The organism is Streptomyces sp. NPDC006798 (assembly GCF_040635975.1).
Taxonomy (GTDB): Bacteria; Actinomycetota; Actinomycetes; order Streptomycetales; family Streptomycetaceae; genus Streptomyces.
Genome location: NZ_JBEYIS010000005.1, coordinates 100678 through 117738 on the forward strand (window position 1 = coordinate 100678; position 17061 = coordinate 117738).

The following is a 17061-nucleotide window of genomic DNA, read 5'->3' on the forward strand; positions in this document are numbered from 1 at the left end:
CTCCGCGACTGCCCGTACGGCCCCGGAACGCGCCGCGGCGCCCACCCGGGTCCGGTCGGGGACGGGGAGGGCGCCGCGTTCAGTTCCGTACGCCGTTGTACGGGACGTCTTCGGTGGGACCGGGCGTCAGACGGTGAGCGCGCGGTCGGTCGGGCGGATCGGGGCGGGCAGCTCGCTCGCCCCCGTCAGATAGCGGTCGACCCCGCGGGCCGCCGACCGGCCCTCGGCGATCGCCCAGACGATCAGCGACTGGCCCCGGCCCGCGTCACCGGCGACGAAGACCCCGTCGACATTGGTGGCGAAGTCGGCGTCGCGGACGATGTTGCCGCGCCCGTCCAGCTCCAGACCGAACTGCTCGACCAGACCGTTGGACTGGTCGGTGCCGGTGAAGCCCATGGCCAGGGTGACCAGCTGGGCCGGGATCCGGCGCTCGGTGCCGGGCTTGGAGGTGAGCTTGCCGTCGACGAACTCGACCTCGACCAGGTTCAGCGCCTGGACGTTGCCGTCCTCGTCGCCCTCGAAGCTGGTGGTCGAGACCGAGTAGACCCGCTCGCCGCCCTCCTCGTGGGCCGAGGTGACCTTGTAGAGCATCGGGAACGTCGGCCAGGGCTGTCCGGCGATCCGCTCCTCGCCCGGCCGGGGCATGATCTCCAGCTGGGTGACGGAGGCCGCGCCCTGCCGGTGGGCGGTGCCGACGCAGTCCGCGCCGGTGTCGCCGCCGCCGATCACCACCACGTGCTTGCCCTCGGCGGTGATCGGGGGCGCGACGAAGTCGCCCTCCTGCACCTTGTTGGCGAGCGGCAGGTAGTCCATCGCGAAGTGGACCCCCTTCAGCTCCCGGCCGGGGACCGGCAGATCGCGGGAGACGGTGGCCCCGGCCGCGATCACCACCGCGTCGTAGCGGCGGCGGAGCTGGGCGGCGTCGACGTCGCGGCCGATCTCCACCTCGGTCCGGAACTTGGTGCCTTCCGCGCGCATCTGCTCGATGCGGCGGTTGATGTGCACCTTCTCCATCTTGAACTCGGGGATGCCGTACCGGAGCAGTCCGCCGATCCGGTCCGCCCGCTCGTAGACCGCGACGGTGTGCCCGGCCCGGGTGAGCTGCTGGGCGGCGGCGAGTCCGGCCGGGCCTGAGCCGATCACGGCGACGGTCTTGCCGGAGAGCCGGTCCGGGGGCCTCGGGGTGACGTCCCCGGAGTCCCACGCCTTGTCGATGATGGAGACCTCGACGTTCTTGATGGTGACCGCGGGCTGGTTGATGCCCAGCACACAGGCCGCCTCGCAGGGCGCGGGGCAGAGCCGCCCGGTGAACTCGGGGAAGTTGTTGGTGGCGTGCAGCCGCTCGGACGCGGCGGACCAGTCGCCCCGGTAGGCGTAGTCGTTCCACTCGGGGATCAGATTGCCGAGCGGACAGCCGTTGTGGCAGAACGGGATGCCGCAGTCCATGCACCGGCCGGCCTGCTTGCTGATGATCGGCAGCAGGGAGCCGGGGACGTAGACCTCGTTCCAGTCCTTGACGCGCTCGGCGACCGGGCGGGTTCGCGCGCCCTCGCGGCCGGTGGTCAGGAAGCCCTTGGGGTCAGCCATTGATCGCCGCCTCCATCATCTTCTCGGTGGTCTCCTGCTCGGAGAGACCGGCCAGCTCAGCGGCGTCCTTGGCGGCGAGCACTGCCTTGTACGTGGTCGGGATGATCTTGCTGAAGCGGGCCGCGTTGGTCTCCCAGTCGGCGAGCAGCTTCCCGGCGACGGTGGAGCCCGTCTCCTCCTGGTGGCGGCGCACCACGTCGTGCAGCCACCGCCGGTCGGTGTCGGTCAGCGGTTCGACGGCCGCCAGGTTCCCGGGGTTGACGTTGTCCCGGTCGAGGTCGATGACATAGGCGACGCCGCCGGACATACCGGCCGCGAAGTTGCGCCCGGTCTCGCCGAGGACGACCGCGTGGCCGCCGGTCATGTACTCGCAGCCGTGGTCGCCGACGCCCTCGGAGACGACGGTCGCGCCGGAGTTGCGGACACAGAACCGCTCACCGGTCCGGCCGCGCAGGAAGATCTCGCCGCCGGTGGCGCCGTAGGCGATGGTGTTGCCCGCGATGGTGGAGTACTCGGCGAGATGGTCGGCGGCCCGGTCGGGGCGGACCACGATCCGGCCGCCCGACAGGCCCTTGCCGACGTAGTCGTTGGAGTCGCCTTCGAGCCGGAGGGTGATGCCGCGCGGCACGAAGGCGCCGAAGGACTGGCCCGCCGAGCCGGTGAAGGTGATGTCGATGGTGTCGTCGGGGAGCCCGGCGCCGCCGAAGCGGCGGGTGACCTCGTGGCCGAGCATGGTGCCCACGGTCCGGTTGATGTTCCGGATCGGGACCTGGGCCCGGACCGGCTGCGCGGCCTCGGCGGACTCGGCGCCCAGCGCGTCGGCGGCCAGCTTGATCAGCTGGTTGTCGAGCGCCTTGGTCAGTCCGTGGTCCTGCTCGATCAGGGCGTGGCGGACCGCGCCCTCGGGCAGCTCGGGCACATGGAACAGGGGTGCCAGGTCGAGGCCCTCGGCCTTGAAGTGGTTCACCGCGCGGGCGGTGTCCAGCAGTTCGGCGTGGCCGACGGCCTCCTGGAGCGTACGGAAGCCCAGCTCGGCGAGGAGCTCGCGGACCTCTTCGGCGATGAACTCGAAGAAGTTGACGATGTACTCGGCCTTGCCGGAGAAACGCTCCCGCAGTACCGGGTTCTGGGTGGCGATCCCGACCGGGCAGGTGTCGAGGTGGCAGACGCGCATCATGACGCAGCCGGAGACCACCAGCGGCGCGGTGGCGAAGCCGAACTCCTCGGCGCCCAGCAGGGCGGCGATCACCACATCGCGGCCGGTCTTGAGCTGGCCGTCGGTCTGGACCACGATCCGGTCCCGCAGCCCGTTGAGAAGCAGGGTCTGCTGGGTCTCGGCGAGGCCCAGCTCCCAGGGCCCGCCCGCGTGCTTGAGGCTGGTCAGCGGGGAGGCGCCGGTTCCGCCGTCGTGGCCGGAGATCAGGACGACGTCGGCATGGGCCTTGGAGACACCGGCGGCGACGGTGCCCACCCCGACCTCGGAGACCAGCTTGACGTGGATCCGGGCCTTGGGGTTGGCGTTCTTCAGATCGTGGATCAGCTGGGCCAGATCCTCGATCGAGTAGATGTCGTGGTGCGGCGGCGGGGAGATCAGCCCGACGCCGGGGGTGGAGTGCCGGGTCTTCGCCACCCACGGGTAGACCTTGTGGCCGGGCAGCTGGCCGCCCTCGCCGGGCTTGGCGCCCTGGGCCATCTTGATCTGGATGTCGTCGGCGTTGACCAGGTATTCGCTGGTGACGCCGAAGCGGCCGGAGGCGACCTGCTTGATCGCGGAGCGCCGGGCCGGGTCGTAGAGCCGGTCGGGGTCCTCGCCGCCCTCACCGGTGTTGGACTTGCCGCCGAGGATGTTCATGGCGACGGCGAGCGTCTCGTGGGCCTCGCGGGAGATCGAGCCGTACGACATCGCGCCGGTGGAGAAGCGCTTGACGATCTCGGACGCGGGCTCGACCTCGTCCAGCGGGATGGACGGACGGCCCCCGGCGAAGCCGAAGAGGCCGCGGAGCGTCATCAGCCGCTCGGACTGCTCGTTCACCCGGTCCGTGTACTGCTTGAAGATGTCGTACCGGCGGTTGCGGGTGGCGTGCTGGAGCCGGAAGACGGTGTCCGGGTCGAAGAGGTGCGGCTCGCCCTCGCGGCGCCACTGGTACTCGCCGCCGATCTCCAGCGCGCGGTGCGCCGGGGCGAGCCCGGAGGCGGGGTACGCCTTGGCGTGGCGGGCGGCCACCTCGTCGGCGATCACCGCGAGACCGGCGCCGCCGATCTTGGAGGTGGTGCCGTCGAAGTACTCGGCGACGAACGCCGCTTCCAGACCGATGGCCTCGAAGACCTGGGCGCCCCGGTAGGAGGCGACGGTCGAGATGCCCATCTTGGACATCACCTTCAGCACGCCCTTGCCCAGGGCGTGGATCAGGTTGCGAATGGCCCGCTCGGCCTCGATACCGGTGATGAAGGTGTCGGCGCGGACCAGGTCCTCGACCGACTCCATCGCCAGATACGGGTTGACGGCGGCGGCGCCGTAGCCGATCAGCAGCGCGACGTGGTGGACCTCGCGGACGTCGCCCGCCTCGACCAGCAGCCCCACCTTGGTGCGCTGCCTGGTCCGGATCAGATGGTGGTGGACGGCCGAGGTGAGCAGCAGCGACGGGATCGGGGCGTGCTCGGCGTCGGAGTGCCGGTCGGAGAGGACGATCAGCCGGGCGCCGTCCTCGATCGCGGTGTCGGCCTCGGCGCAGATCGCCTCCAGCCGGGCGGCGAGGGCGTCACCGCCGCCGCCGACCCGGTAGAGACCGGAGAGGGTGGCGGCCTTCATCCCGGCCATGTCGCCGTCGGCGTTGATGTGGATGAGCTTGGCCAGCTCGTCGTTGTCGATCACCGGGAAGGGCAGGGTGACGCTGCGGCAGGAGGCGGCCGTCGGGTCCAGCAGATTGCCGCCGGGACCCAGCGACGAGTGCAGGGACGTCACCAGTTCCTCGCGGATGGCGTCCAGCGGCGGGTTGGTGACCTGCGCGAAGAGCTGGGTGAAGTAGTCGAAGAGCAGCCGGGGCCGCTCGGAGAGCGCGGCGATCGGGGAGTCCGTGCCCATGGAGCCGATCGGCTCCGTACCGGTCCTGGCCATCGGGGCGAGCAGGACCCGCAGCTCCTCCTCGGTGTAGCCGAAGGTCTGCTGGCGGCGGGTGACGGAGGCGTGGGTGTGCACGATGTGCTCGCGCTCGGGCAGATCGCCCAGCTCGATGGTGCCCCCGGCGAGCCATTCGGCGTACGGCTGCTCGGCGGCGAGGGTCGACTTGATCTCGTCGTCCTCGATGATCCGGCGCTCGGCGGTGTCGACGAGGAACATCCGGCCCGGCTGGAGACGGCCCTTGCGGACGACCTTGGCGGGGTCGATGTCGAGGACGCCGACCTCGGACGAGAGGACCACCAGTCCGTCGTCGGTGACCCAGTAGCGGCCGGGGCGCAGCCCGTTGCGGTCGAGGACGGCGCCGACCTGGGTGCCGTCGGTGAAGGTGACGCAGGCGGGGCCGTCCCAGGGCTCCATCATCGTGGAGTGGTAGCGGTAGAAGGCGCGCCGGGCCGGGTCCATGGAGTCATGGTTCTCCCATGCCTCGGGGACCATCATCAGCACGGAGTGCGGCAGGGACCGGCCGCCGAGGTGCAGCAGCTCCAGGACCTCGTCGAAGGAGGCGGAGTCGGAGGCGTCGGGGGTGCAGACCGGGAAGATCCGCGCCAGGTCGCGCTCGCCGAAGACCTCGGTGGCCAGCTGGGACTCCCGGGCCCGCATCCAGTTGCGGTTGCCCTTGACGGTGTTGATCTCACCGTTGTGGGCGACGAAGCGGTACGGGTGGGCCAGCGGCCAGCTCGGGAAGGTGTTGGTGGAGAACCGGGAGTGCACCAGGGCGATCGCGGTGGCGAAGCGCCGGTCGGACAGGTCCGGGAAGAACGGCTCCAGCTGTCCGGTGGTGAGCATGCCCTTGTAGACGACGGTCCGGGCGGAGAGCGACGGGAAGTACACCCCGGCCTCGCGCTCGGCCCGCTTGCGCAGCGCGAACGACTTGCGGTCGAGGACCAGGCCGGTGCTCTCGCCGTCGGTGACGAAGATCTGCCGGAAGGCGGGCATGGTGGCGCGGGCGCCGTTGCCGAGCAGATCGGGGGTGACGGGGACCTCGCGCCAGCCGAGGACGGTGAGGCCCTCCTCCTCGGCGATCGTCTCGATCCGCGAGACGGCGTCGCCGGTGGGGTCGCCGCCGTCCTCGCCCGCGACGGGCAGGAAGGCGGTACCGACGGCGTAGGCGCCGGCCTCGGGCAGCTCGAAGGAGGTGACCTCGCGGAGGAAGGCGTCCGGCACCTGGACCAGGATTCCGGCGCCGTCCCCGGAGTCGGGCTCCGAACCGGTCGCTCCGCGGTGCTCCAGGTTGCGGAGCACCGTCAGCGCCTGTTCCACCAGCTCATGGCTGGCCACCCCGGTGAGGGTGGCCACGAATCCGACGCCGCAGGCGTCGTGCTCGTTACGGGGGTCGTACATCCCCTGAGGGGCGGGGCGACCGTCCATGGGCGACCAGGCGTCGGAACGCATCGGCTCTCCCGTCGTCGTCGTGGCATGTGCTGTGCCGAGGGACGACGTTGGCCCTCTGCGAAATTTCGTGCAGGTTACATGATGGAATGATTCCCGAAAAGTGGATTCCACATTCCAGCATGCGGACAATCTGGGGTTACGGACAGGGTACGGCAGGCTTACGGACACGGTCCTGGGATCCATGCCGGGATCTGTGCCGGGGGCCCGGCCAACCGCAGGGCCCGGAGGCGGAGCGGGCTTCTTTGCCCGCGGCGCCTACGGCTCATGCCCCGTGGCACACACTCCGAAACCGGCGGTCCGGCCGGGGTCTCGCGATGGGGTCGGCGCTGTCCCCACCATGCGCGACGCCGACGCGGCACGCCATGGGAAGCCCCGGGTGGACACCCCGGAGCGGAAAGTCCGCCCGAGTGTATCCGCCCGGGCCCAGGGCGCCGACGGGCACCGCCCCGGCCCCCGGGCAGCCCGCCGGGACACGGGCCCGGTGGAGTGACCCGCCCGGTACGTCACGGCGGAGTATCCACCCCGTGAACGGAGACAGCCGCGCCGATTCCAGGGACGCGACCCGGGCTCCCCGGGGCGCGGAGGAACCACCTGCGGCCCCGGAAGCGGGCGCCCGGCCTCCGAGGGGCGCGGGGAACCGCGCGAGAGACCGCCGACGGCCCGCAGCCCGCGAACAAACGCAGCTCTCCGGGCGCGGCCCGGATTCCCCGGGGCACCGGCCCCATAAGGCACAGGCGGCCCGCGCCCCGCGAACAAGCCGAGGCCCCCGGCTCGGCCCGCCCCCGAAAACAGCGACGCCGCGTCAGACCGCCGCGCCGATCAGATGGCCCAGGGCGTACGTCAGCGCCGCCGCGCCGCCGCCCAGGGCGAGCTGTCGCAGCCCGCTGAACCACCAGCTACGGGCAGTGACACGTGCCACGAGCGCACCGGCGCCGAAGAGGCCGGCCAGGGCGAGCAGCACGGCGGGCCACAGGGCGCTCGCGCCCAGCAGATACGGCAGTACCGGAAGCAGCGCGCCCAGCGCGAAGGCGCCGAACGACGAGACCGCGGCGACCGTCGGCGACGGGAGGTCGTCGGGGTCGATCCCCAGCTCCTCCCGGGCGTGGATCTCCAGGGCCTGCTCGGGGTCGCGGGAGAGCTGGGCCGCGACCTCCCGCGCCAGTTCGGGCTCGACGCCCCGGGAGACGTAGAGCGCCGCCAGCTCCGCCTGCTCGTCGTCCGGGTGCTTGCGCAACTCGCGCCGCTCCACGGCCAGCTCCGCCAGGACCAGCTCCCGCTGGGAGGCGACCGAGGTGTACTCGCCCGCGGCCATCGAGAACGCGCCCGCCGCGAGTCCGGCGAGCCCGGTGACGACGATGGTCTGCTGGGAGGCCGAGCCGCCCGCGACTCCGGTCATCAGGGCCAGATTGGAGACCAGGCCGTCCATCGCGCCGAAGACGGCGGGCCGCAGCCAGCCGCCGTTGACGTCGCGGTGCGTGTGGTTGTCGCGGTGCGCCTCGTGCAGGCTCGCGACGGATTCGATGACGGCCACTCTGTTTCTCCCCTTGCCTTGCCGTGCCACGTCCTCGGGGGCTCCCGGTGTCGCGCGGACACCGGATTCCGGGCGCGACGGCCGGTCGGCCGTATCCCGGGCATGCCGGGCGGACCCGTCAACCCGTCGCCTATCGGCGGAACCTTCCGCTCCACCCCCTCGAACACCATCGAAAATACGCGCGATGTAAGGGGCTCGCCAGCAAGGCAGTCCATACTTACCTGAGTTCCGTAGGGTGACATTCCGGGTAACAGCGGCGTTTCTCATTCTTTATCGGCGTTTCTCGGTCTGTCGGCGGTGTGCGTATGGCACAGATGCAGACGACAGGCTCGCGCGCGCGAAAGGGGCCCGCTCCATGGAGTTGGTTGCATGCAATCCCGCCGATCCGTTCGACGGCGCGCCGCTGTCCTCGGCGGACCCGGCCGCCGCCGCCCCCGCGCCCGCCCTGCGCGACCGGGCGTGCGGCGCGCTGCTGGGTCTCGCGGTGGGCGACGCCCTGGGCGCGCCCGCGGAGAACATGCGGCCGTCCGAGATCCGCCGCCGCTGGGGCCGGATCGAGGGCTTCGTCACCCATGATCCGGCCGGGACGGACGACACGGAGTACGCGATCTTCTCCGGGCTGCTGCTGGCCCGGCACGGCTCGGCCCTGACGGTGGCCCATGTCGAGCGGGCGTGGCACCACTGGATCGCCGATCTCGACGAGGGGCCCTTCCGCGGCGCCGGGTTCAGCGAGCGGGGCACGCTGGAGAATCTCCGCCGGGGACTGGCCGCCCCGATCTCGGCCCAGCACCGGCACGCGTGGAGCGACGGACTCGCCATGCGGGCGGCGCCGTTCGGGGTGTTCGCGGCGGGCCGTCCGCTGGAGGCGGCCCGGCTGGTGACCATCGACGGTTCGGTGAGCCATGACGGCGAGGGCATCTTCGGCGGGCAGGCGGTCGCGGCGGGCGTCGCGGCCGCGATGGCGGGCGCGGGCCCGGCCGGGGTGATCGGCGCGGCCCTGTCGGTGATCCCGATGGACTCGTGGACGGCCCGCTCCCTGCGCCGGGGGGTGGTCACCGCGCAACGCTCCTATCCGGACACCCTGACGATGGAGCGGGCGGTCCGCTCCTCGGTGGTGATCGGCGGTTATCCGTGGACGGATCTGGCGCCGGAGGCGGTGGGGCTGGCGTTCGGCGCGTTCGCGGCGGCCCGGGGCGACTTCCGCGCCTCGGTCCTCACGGCGGTCAACATGGGCCGGGACGCCGATACGACGGCGGCGGTCGCGGGCGCGCTGGCCGGTGCGGTACGGGGCGCGTCGGCGATCCCCCCGGAGTGGGCGGCGGCGATCGGGCCGGTCCGGGGCAGTTGTCTGCCGTCGATGGCGGGCCAGCACATCCTGGACGTCGCGGATCTGCTGGTCCCCGACGAGTCGCCGGAGCCGCCCGGGGAACGGCCGCCCGACGCGACCGCGGCAGGCGGTACGGATACGGCCCCGGACGCGGACCCGGCTCCCGAAACGGCCCCGGACGGCGCGCTCTCCGGTACGCGGCCGGGGCGCGGCCCCCGGGCGGCGTCATGACGGCCGGTACGCCGCACGATCCGGCGCGGGCGGCCGGTCCTGGGCCGGGTGCCGAGGGCCCGCCGGTGAACCGCGTACGACGCGACCGCCGGACGCGACGGGACGACACCGACGCGCTCCCGGCACCGGCACTGCCATCGGCATCGGCCGCAGGAACGGTCCGCCTCCCCGGGGCGGAGGCCCTCGGTCCGGACGGCGCCGCGCCCGACGGTGCTCCTCCCCCGGTGCCGGGCGCGTCCGAGCCCCGTACGGGTACGGGTGCCGGTGCCTCCGTACGCCCCCCGGATCCGCCGGAGGGGAGCGGCGGCGCGCCCCCGGGCCGCCGGACGTCGGCGGCCCGTTGTCCGGACCAGGCCCCGGCGCTCTCGCCCCGGGCCCGTACCCGCGCGGGTGCCGCCGCCCGGATCCGGACCGCCGCAGGCACCGCCCCGGCAGCGACAAGCGCCGGTGAGACGGCCGGGCCCGCCGAGCGGGCCGTGGAAGGGCTGCTGCTCGGGCTGGCCGCCGGGGACGCCGCCGGATGGCCCGCCGCCCGGCACCGGGCGGCCCGGATGCCCGAGTGGACCCGGCGGCTCACCCGGGAGCTGGACACCTTCGCCGAGCAGAACGCCACCACGACCCTCCCTGTCCCGATCGCGCTCAACCAGCCGCCGGAGCCGCTCCGCCTGGGCCCGTCCGACGACGCCGAGTGGGCCGCCTTCGCGGCCGAGACCGTACTGACGGCGGCCGGGGAACTCTTCGCGGCGCTCCCCCCGGAGCACCGCCCGCGCGCGGCCGTCGATCTGGCGTGGAACTCCCTCGCCGCCGAGGTCGCCGCCGCGGCGGCCCGCGCGCCCGAGGTCGAGTCGGCGGTTCTGCCGCTGCGGGCCCGGATCTCCGTCCGGGCGGGGCTGGGGAATCTGGCGACCGGGCTGCGGCCCCCGGCGACCGGCCACGACAATCCGCACTACTTCGACGACGCGGCCTGCGTACGGGCCGCCGTGCTGGCGGTCGTCCACCCCGGCGACCCGGTTGCCGCCGCCGCGCTCGCCGAGTTCGACGCCCGGTACACCCAGGACGGTGACGGGGTGTACGGCGCCAGGGCGATGGCCGCCGCGGTCGCCGCGGCGCTCGGCGGCGCCGACGTGGACGGCGCGGTGGCCGCCGCCGTGGACCAGTTGCCCGGCTCCACCGAGATCGGCCGCAACGCCCGGCACGCCGTACGGCTGGCCCGGTCCCTGGCGGGCGAGGCCGCCGCGTTCGCCCTCGTACCGCTGCTGGAGCATCAGATCGTCGACCATGTCTACAGCTACGGCATCGCGGCGGCCGAGACCGTCCCGGTGGCGCTGGCCGTGGCGACGGCGGCCCGCGGCCGGGTCGCCGAGGCCGTGCCGACGGCGGCCTGCCTCTCCCGGGTCGCGGACTCGGCGCCCGCCCTCGCCGGGGCGCTGACCGGCGCGCTCGGCGGCGGCGGAGCCGTACCCGAGTCCTGGCGCGAGGCGTGCCGGACCCTCGCGGGCTGTGCCCTGCCCCGGCTCGCGGGTACGGATCTGGTGGAACTCGCCGAGCGGCTGGCACCCGGGGAACCGGCCACCCCGGGTGGACAATTCCGACATGACGCCAACACCACACACATCGCCCGGACTCGACGACCGGATCGCGGGCGCGCTGACGGGCGCGGCGGTCGGTGACGCCCTGGGCGGCCCCGTCGAGGGGTACACACCCGAGCAGATCACCGAACGGCACGGCGGCCGGGTCCAGGGGATCGTCGGGCCGTGGCACGGTGCCGGATGGCGCACCGCGCGCCCCGTCGCCCCGTACCACAAGGGCGACGGACACGTCACCGACGACACCTTGATGACCCACGCGCTGATCCGGGTGTACGCGGCCGTACGCGACCATCTCGACGCCTACTCCGTGGCCGAGCACCTGGTACCCGATCTGCTCGGGACCCCCCGGTGGATCCCCGAACTGGAGGCGGAGGCGCTGCCGCTGCAGCGGATCTTCCTCGCCGAGAAGTGGCTGGTGGCCCGGATCCACTACGGACATGTCGACCCGCGCGAGGCGGGCGGCGGCAACATCGTGAACTGCGGCGCGGCCATGTACATGGCCCCGGTCGGGCTGGTCAACGCGGCCGACCCCGGGGCGGCGTACCGCGAGGCGATCGACGTCGCGGGCGCCCATCAGTCGTCCTACGGACGGGAGGCGGCCGGGGTCTTCGCGGCGGCGGTCGCGGCGGCCTGCGCACCGGACGCCACCCCCGCCTCGGTCGTCGACACGGCGCTGTCGCTGGCCAAGGACGGCACCCGGGCGGCGATCGAGGCGGTCGCGGAAGTCGCCGTCCGCCATACGGACTTCGAACCGGCGCTCGCCCCGCTGCGGACGGCGATCGCGCCCTTCGACACGGTCGGCGCCGACTACCGGGCGCCCGGACTCGGCGCCCGCCGCCCCTCCCGGCTGCACGCGATCGAGGAGCTGCCGATCGCCCTCGGCATGCTGCTGATCGGCGGCGGCGACTACCGGCGTACCGTCCTGGGATCGGTCAACTACGGCCGGGACTGCGACTCCATCGCCACCATGGCGGGTGCGATCGCCGGGGCGCTGCACGGCTCGGCGGCCGTACCGCGCGACTGGGCGAAGACCGTCGCCGAGGCCAGCCGGCTCGATCTGGACGCCCCGGCCCGGGACCTCGCCTCGGTCACCCGGGAGGTATTCGCCCGGGACACGGCCCGGCGCCGCGCGCACGAGACCGCGTTCGCCCGGCTGACGGAGGAGGCCCGGTGACCGCCGGCCCACCCGGCGCCGGGCTGCGGGGGGTACGCCGATGACCGCGACCGCGCTGCCCGGACAGCTCGGCACACCACCCCCGCCGCCGCGCGCCGACCGGTCCGGCGCGCTCCGGCTCACCTGGGTACAGCCCGAGGACCTCGTCGCCCATGAACTCCGCCAGGCCGTCGAGGACGGGCGCGACCCGGCGACCGTCGCGGCGGTGGCCGCCGCTTGGGAGGCTGCGGGCGGAACGGCCGCTCCTCCTGTGGGCGGGGCCTCCGGCTCGCCCGCGGGGCCGCGGCCCCGGTCCGTCGCGGGCCGGCTGCTGGACGAACTGGCCGCCCTGACCGGCGACGTCGAGGAGCGCGAGCCCACCGATCTGGCCGCCGTACTGGCCGCCTGCCCCGACTGGCCCGCCTCGCCCGCCCCGCCCAGAGGCCGGACGACCTGCCCCGCACCGGCCGCCGCCGACGAAGCCCCACAGCCCGGCGGCCCCGTACGGCACCGCGCCCACCCGCCGACCACACCCGAGTCGGCTCCGGGGCCGTACGAGGACGCCCTCCACGCCGCCCGAACCGACCAGGCCGTCCCCGCGACCGGCTCCGGCTCCGGCTCCGGTCACGGTTCCCCGGGGTCCGGACACAGCCCCCGCCCCGCCCCCGAATCCCGTCCCGGGGCATACGAGGACGCCCTCCACGCGGCCCGCGCCCCCGTACCGGACCGCGCCGCCCGCCCCGATGACCCGGCCGCCGCCCCCGCGACGGCCTACGAGGACGCGCTGCACGCCGCCTGGCTCGGCCGGGCCGCCGGGTGTCTGCTGGGGAAGCCGGTGGAGAAGCTGCCGCTCGCCGGGATCCGGGCCCTGGCCGCCGCCACCGGGAACTGGCCGCTGCGGAGCTGGTTCACCGCCGAGGGGCTGCCCCCGGAACTGGCCCGGGCCCATCCCTGGAACCGGCGCTCCGCGCCCACGTCGCTGGCCGAGAACATCGACGGCATGCCGGAGGACGACGACCTCAACTACCCGCTGCTCAATCTGCTGCTGCTCCGCCGGTACGGCCGCGGCTTCCGCACCCGGGACGTCGCCGCCCTCTGGCTGGACGAACTGCCCGCCGGCCGGACGTTCACCGCCGAGCGGATCGCCTACCGCAATCTGCTCTGCGGGATCGAACCGCCGTACACCGCCCGGTACCGCAATCCGTTCCGGGAGTGGATCGGCGCGGCGATCCGCGCGGACGTCCACGGCTGGACGCATCCCGGCAACCCGGGCGCGGCCGCGGCCCAGGCCCACCGGGACGCGGTACTCAGCCATACCGGGAACGGTGTCTACGCCGCCATGTTCATCGCGGCGACGATCGCCTGCGCGGCGGGCGGCGTAACGACCGGCGGCGTACCGGCGGGCCGCGGCAAGACCGGCGGAGCGGCGCACCGCGCGAACGGCCCGGCCGGGTCCGCGATCACCGTCCACCAGGCGCTGGCCACCGGACTGACCGTCGTACCACCGGCGTCGCGGCTGGCCCGGGCCGTCCGGCTGGGGATCGCCACGGCTCGCGCGGAAGCCGACTTCGACACCGTCGTGGACCGGCTCCACCGGGAACTGGGCCACTACCACTGGGTCCACTCCGTCCCCAACGCGGCCCTGCTCGCCGCCGCCCTCACCCATGCCGACGGCGACTTCTCCGGCTCCATCTGCCGGGCCGTCTCCGGCGGCTGGGACACCGACTCCAACGGCGCCACCGCTGGCTCGGTCGCCGGGCTGCTCGCCGGGCACCCCGACCGGCTGCCCGGCCGCTGGACCGCGCCCCTGCGCAACCGGCTCGCCAGCTCCGTCACCGGATTCGACGGCATCGGCTTCGACACCCTCGCCCGGCTCACCCACCAGGAGGCGCTCCGCCCATGACAGCCATCGTGGTACTCGGCAGCACCAATATGGACCTCGTCGCCTATGTCGACCGCGCCCCGCGGCGCGGCGAGACCGTCACCGGCCGCGCGTTCCGCACGGTCCCCGGCGGCAAGGGCGCCAACCAGGCCGTGGCCGCCGCCCGCGCGGGCGGCACCGTGGCGATGATCGGCGCGGTCGGTACGGACCCCTTCGGACCCCGGCTGCGCCACACCCTGGAGGCGTCCGGGGTGGACACCGATCTGCTGCACACGGCGGACGGCCCCTCCGGCACCGCCCATGTCGTCGTGGACGACGAGGGCGGCAACGCGATCGTCGTCGTCCCCGGCGCCAATGGCTCCGTCACGGCGCTCGGCCCCGGCGACGAGGCGCTCATCGCCACCGCCGACACCCTGCTCCTCCAACTCGAACTCCCCCTCTCCGCCGTCGTCGAGGCCGCCGGGACCGCGCGCCGGCACGGCGTACGGACCGTACTCACCCCCGCCCCCGCCCGGCCGCTGCCGCCCCCGCTGCTCGCCACCGTCGATCTGCTGGTCCCCAATGAGCACGAGGCCACCCTGCTGACCGGGCTCACCGACCCGGGCGCCGCCGCCGACGCCCTGCTCGGCCGGGTCCCCCGGGTGGTGATCACCCTGGGCGCCCGGGGCTGTCTCTACGCCGACCGGGACGGCACCCGGCTCACCGTCCCCGCGCCCCGGGTGACCGCCGTGGACACCACCGCCGCGGGTGACGCCTTCACCGGCGCCCTCGCCGTCGCCCTCGGCGAGGGCCGCCCCGTGGAGTCCGCCCTGCGCTGGGCGACCTGTGCGGCGGCCCTCTGCGTCGGCCGTGAGGGCGCGTCGGTCTCGATGCCCTACCGCCCCGAGATCGACACCGCCTACGCCACCACCGCGCCCGCGGACAGCTCCCTGGCGACCCTGTCGGCCGGAACTCCGGCCGCGTCCGCCGGGACCCCGTCCGTCCCCGTATCCGAATCCGACCCGGAGATCGGCAGCGCCTCATGACGCCTCCCCACGCCTCTTCGCCCGCGCCTTCGCCCGTACCGCCGGGTTCCACCGGCCTCTCCTCCCCTCCTGGTCCGCCCCGTCCTCGTCCGCCGTCCGCCACCGCCCTGAGCGGGCTCCGCGTCCTCGATCTCGCCACCCTCTTCGCCGGTCCGCTGGCCGCCACCCTGCTCGGCGACTTCGGCGCCGAGGTGATCAAGGTCGAGCACCCCCGCCGCCCCGACCCCTCCCGGGGCCACGGCCCCGCCAAGGACGGGGTGGGGCTCTGGTGGAAGATGCTGGGCCGCAACAAGCGGACCGTCACCCTCGACCTCTCCTCCCCCGACGGCCGGGACACTCTGCTGCGGCTGGCCGCCGACGCCGATGTGGTGATCGAGAACTTCCGCCCCGGCACCCTGGAGCGGTGGGGCCTCGGCTGGGACGAGCTGAGCCGGGCCAACCCCCGGCTGGTCCTCGCCCGGGTCACCGGCTTCGGCCAGTTCGGCCCCTACTCCCACCGTCCCGGCTTCGGCACCCTCGCCGAGGCGATGAGCGGCTTCGCCGCCGCCACCGGAGAACCCGACGGCCCGCCGACCCTGCCCCCCTTCGGTCTCGCCGACTCCGTCACCGCCCTCGCCACCGCCTATGCCGTGATGACGGCCCTCACCGCCAGGACCGCCACCGGACGCGGCCAGGTCGTCGATATGGCGATCATCGAGCCCATGCTCGCCGTCCTCGGACCGGGCCCCCTCTGGTACGACCAGCTCGGCTATGTCCAGCCCCGGTGCGGCAACCGCTCCCGCAACAACGCGCCCCGCAACACCTACCGGACCGCCGACGACCGCTGGGTGGCCGTCTCCACCTCGGCACAGTCCGTCGCGGAGCGGGTGATGCGGCTGGTCGGCCGCCCCGAGCTGATCGACGAGCCGTGGTTCGCCTCCGGGAACGGCCGCGCCGGGCACGCCGACGAACTGGACGCCGCCGTCGGGGGCTGGATCGCCCGCCGTCCCCGTACCGAGGTCCTGGCCGCCTTCGAGAAGGCCGAGGCCGCGATCGCCCCCGTCTACGACGTCCGGGACGTGATGGACGACCCCCAGTACCGCGCGCTGGACACCGTCACCGAGGTCGAGGACCCCGAACTGGGCACCATCCGGATGCAGAACGTCCTCTTCCGGCTCTCGGAGACCCCCGGCGCGATCCGCTGGCCCGGCCGCCCCCACGGCGCCGACACCGAGGCCGTCCTCACCGAGCTGGGTCTCGGCCCCGGCGATATCTCCGCGCTCCGCGCCCGGGGTGCCGTATGACCATCCCCCTCACCTATCTGTACGCCCCCGGCGACCGCCCCGAGGTCGTCCACAAGGCCATCCGCTCCGGCGCCGATGTGGTGATCGTCGACCTGGAGGACGCCGTCGCCCCCGAGCGGAAGAAATACGCCCTCGCCGCCACCGCCGAACTGCTCACCGAACCCCAGCCGCTGCCCGTCCACGTCCGGATCAACTCCCCCCGCTCGCCCGAAGAGATCGAGACCCTGACCGGCCTGCCCGGTCTGAGCGCTCTCCGTGTTCCCAAGGTGACACACGGCACTGACATTCCCCCCGTCGCCGGGCTCGCCCCCGGCGTCCCCCTCTATCCGCTGCTGGAATCGGCCCTGGCCGTCGAGCACGCCTACGCCATCGCCAGCGCCCACCCCGCCGTCCACGGCATCGGGATCGGCGAGGCCGACCTGCGGGCCGACCTCGGCGTACGGGACGGCGGTACGGCCCTGGACTGGCCCCGCTCCCGGATCGTGATCGCCGCGCGGGCCGCCGGGCTCGCCCCGCCCGTCCAGTCGGTCTTCCCCGACATCCGCGATCTGGACGCCCTCTACGCGTCCTGCACGCACGGCCGGGCCCTCGGCTTCGTCGGCCGGGCCGCCATCCACCCCCGCCAGCTCCCCGTCATCGAACGGGCCTTCCGCCCCGCCCCGGAGGAGATCTCGGCGGCCGTGGCCGTGGTGAAGGCCGCGGCGGCCGACGGCGGCGCCCAGGCCCTGCCCGACGGCCGGTTCGTCGACGCGGCGATCGTCGCGGCGGCCGAACGCACCCTCGCCCTGGCCCGTCGGGTGGCGCCCTGACCGTTCCCGCGAAAGAACCCGAAGAACCCGAAGAAAGCAGAGAACCCGAAGAAAGCAGAGCAGGCGGAGAAGCC

At 74.0% G+C, this 17061-nt stretch carries 10 protein-coding genes; 7 read left to right on the top strand and 3 right to left on the bottom strand.

Annotated elements, in window-relative coordinates:
* Positions 1-126: 126 nt before the first annotated feature.
* The 3 genes from ABZ714_RS04880 to ABZ714_RS04890 all read right to left on the bottom strand — a co-directional run bounded on the left by ABZ714_RS04880 (position 127) and on the right by ABZ714_RS04890 (position 7688).
* Positions 127-1587: a glutamate synthase subunit beta gene (locus ABZ714_RS04880; RefSeq protein WP_358823719.1), complete on the bottom strand. Its 1461-nt coding sequence runs from the start codon at positions 1585-1587 to the stop codon at positions 127-129.
* On the bottom strand, positions 1580-6157 hold the full coding sequence (gene gltB / locus ABZ714_RS04885) for a glutamate synthase large subunit (RefSeq protein ID WP_358823720.1): 4578 nt from the start codon (positions 6155-6157) through the stop codon (positions 1580-1582). The genes ABZ714_RS04880 and gltB overlap by 8 nt, the downstream gene beginning before the upstream one ends.
* Positions 6158-6959: 802 nt before the next feature.
* On the bottom strand, positions 6960-7688 hold the full coding sequence (locus tag ABZ714_RS04890) for a VIT1/CCC1 transporter family protein (RefSeq protein ID WP_358823721.1): 729 nt from the start codon (positions 7686-7688) through the stop codon (positions 6960-6962).
* Positions 7689-8043: 355 nt separating this feature from the next.
* On the opposite strand from ABZ714_RS04890, the gene ABZ714_RS04895 reads away from it, so the two are divergent.
* From ABZ714_RS04895 to ABZ714_RS04925, 7 genes are all read left to right on the top strand, one after another.
* Entirely contained in the window at positions 8044-9246 is a 1203-nt protein-coding gene (locus ABZ714_RS04895; RefSeq protein WP_358823722.1) for an ADP-ribosylglycohydrolase family protein, read from the top strand.
* Between the two features lie 404 nt (positions 9247-9650).
* Positions 9651-10916, top strand: a complete 1266-nt coding sequence (locus tag ABZ714_RS04900; RefSeq protein WP_358823816.1) for an ADP-ribosylglycohydrolase family protein — start codon at positions 9651-9653, stop codon at positions 10914-10916.
* Positions 10840-12009 carry an ADP-ribosylglycohydrolase family protein gene (locus ABZ714_RS04905; RefSeq protein ID WP_358823723.1) on the top strand — a complete coding sequence of 390 codons (1170 nt, stop codon included), beginning with the start codon at positions 10840-10842 and terminating at the stop codon, positions 12007-12009. The genes ABZ714_RS04900 and ABZ714_RS04905 overlap by 77 nt, the downstream gene beginning before the upstream one ends.
* Before the next feature lie 40 nt (positions 12010-12049).
* Complete coding sequence (locus ABZ714_RS04910; RefSeq protein WP_358823724.1) at positions 12050-13891, top strand: ADP-ribosylglycohydrolase family protein; 1842 nt, start codon at positions 12050-12052, stop codon at positions 13889-13891.
* Entirely contained in the window at positions 13888-14895 is a 1008-nt protein-coding gene (rbsK, locus tag ABZ714_RS04915) for a ribokinase (protein WP_358823725.1), read from the top strand. Before ABZ714_RS04910 ends, rbsK begins: the two co-directional genes overlap by 4 nt.
* Positions 14892-16178, top strand: a complete 1287-nt coding sequence (locus ABZ714_RS04920; protein ID WP_358823726.1) for a CoA transferase — start codon at positions 14892-14894, stop codon at positions 16176-16178. The genes rbsK and ABZ714_RS04920 overlap by 4 nt, the downstream gene beginning before the upstream one ends.
* Positions 16175-16987, top strand: a complete 813-nt coding sequence (locus ABZ714_RS04925) for a CoA ester lyase (RefSeq protein WP_358823727.1) — start codon at positions 16175-16177, stop codon at positions 16985-16987. Before ABZ714_RS04920 ends, ABZ714_RS04925 begins: the two co-directional genes overlap by 4 nt.
* The last annotated feature ends 74 nt before the right edge of the window (positions 16988-17061 follow it).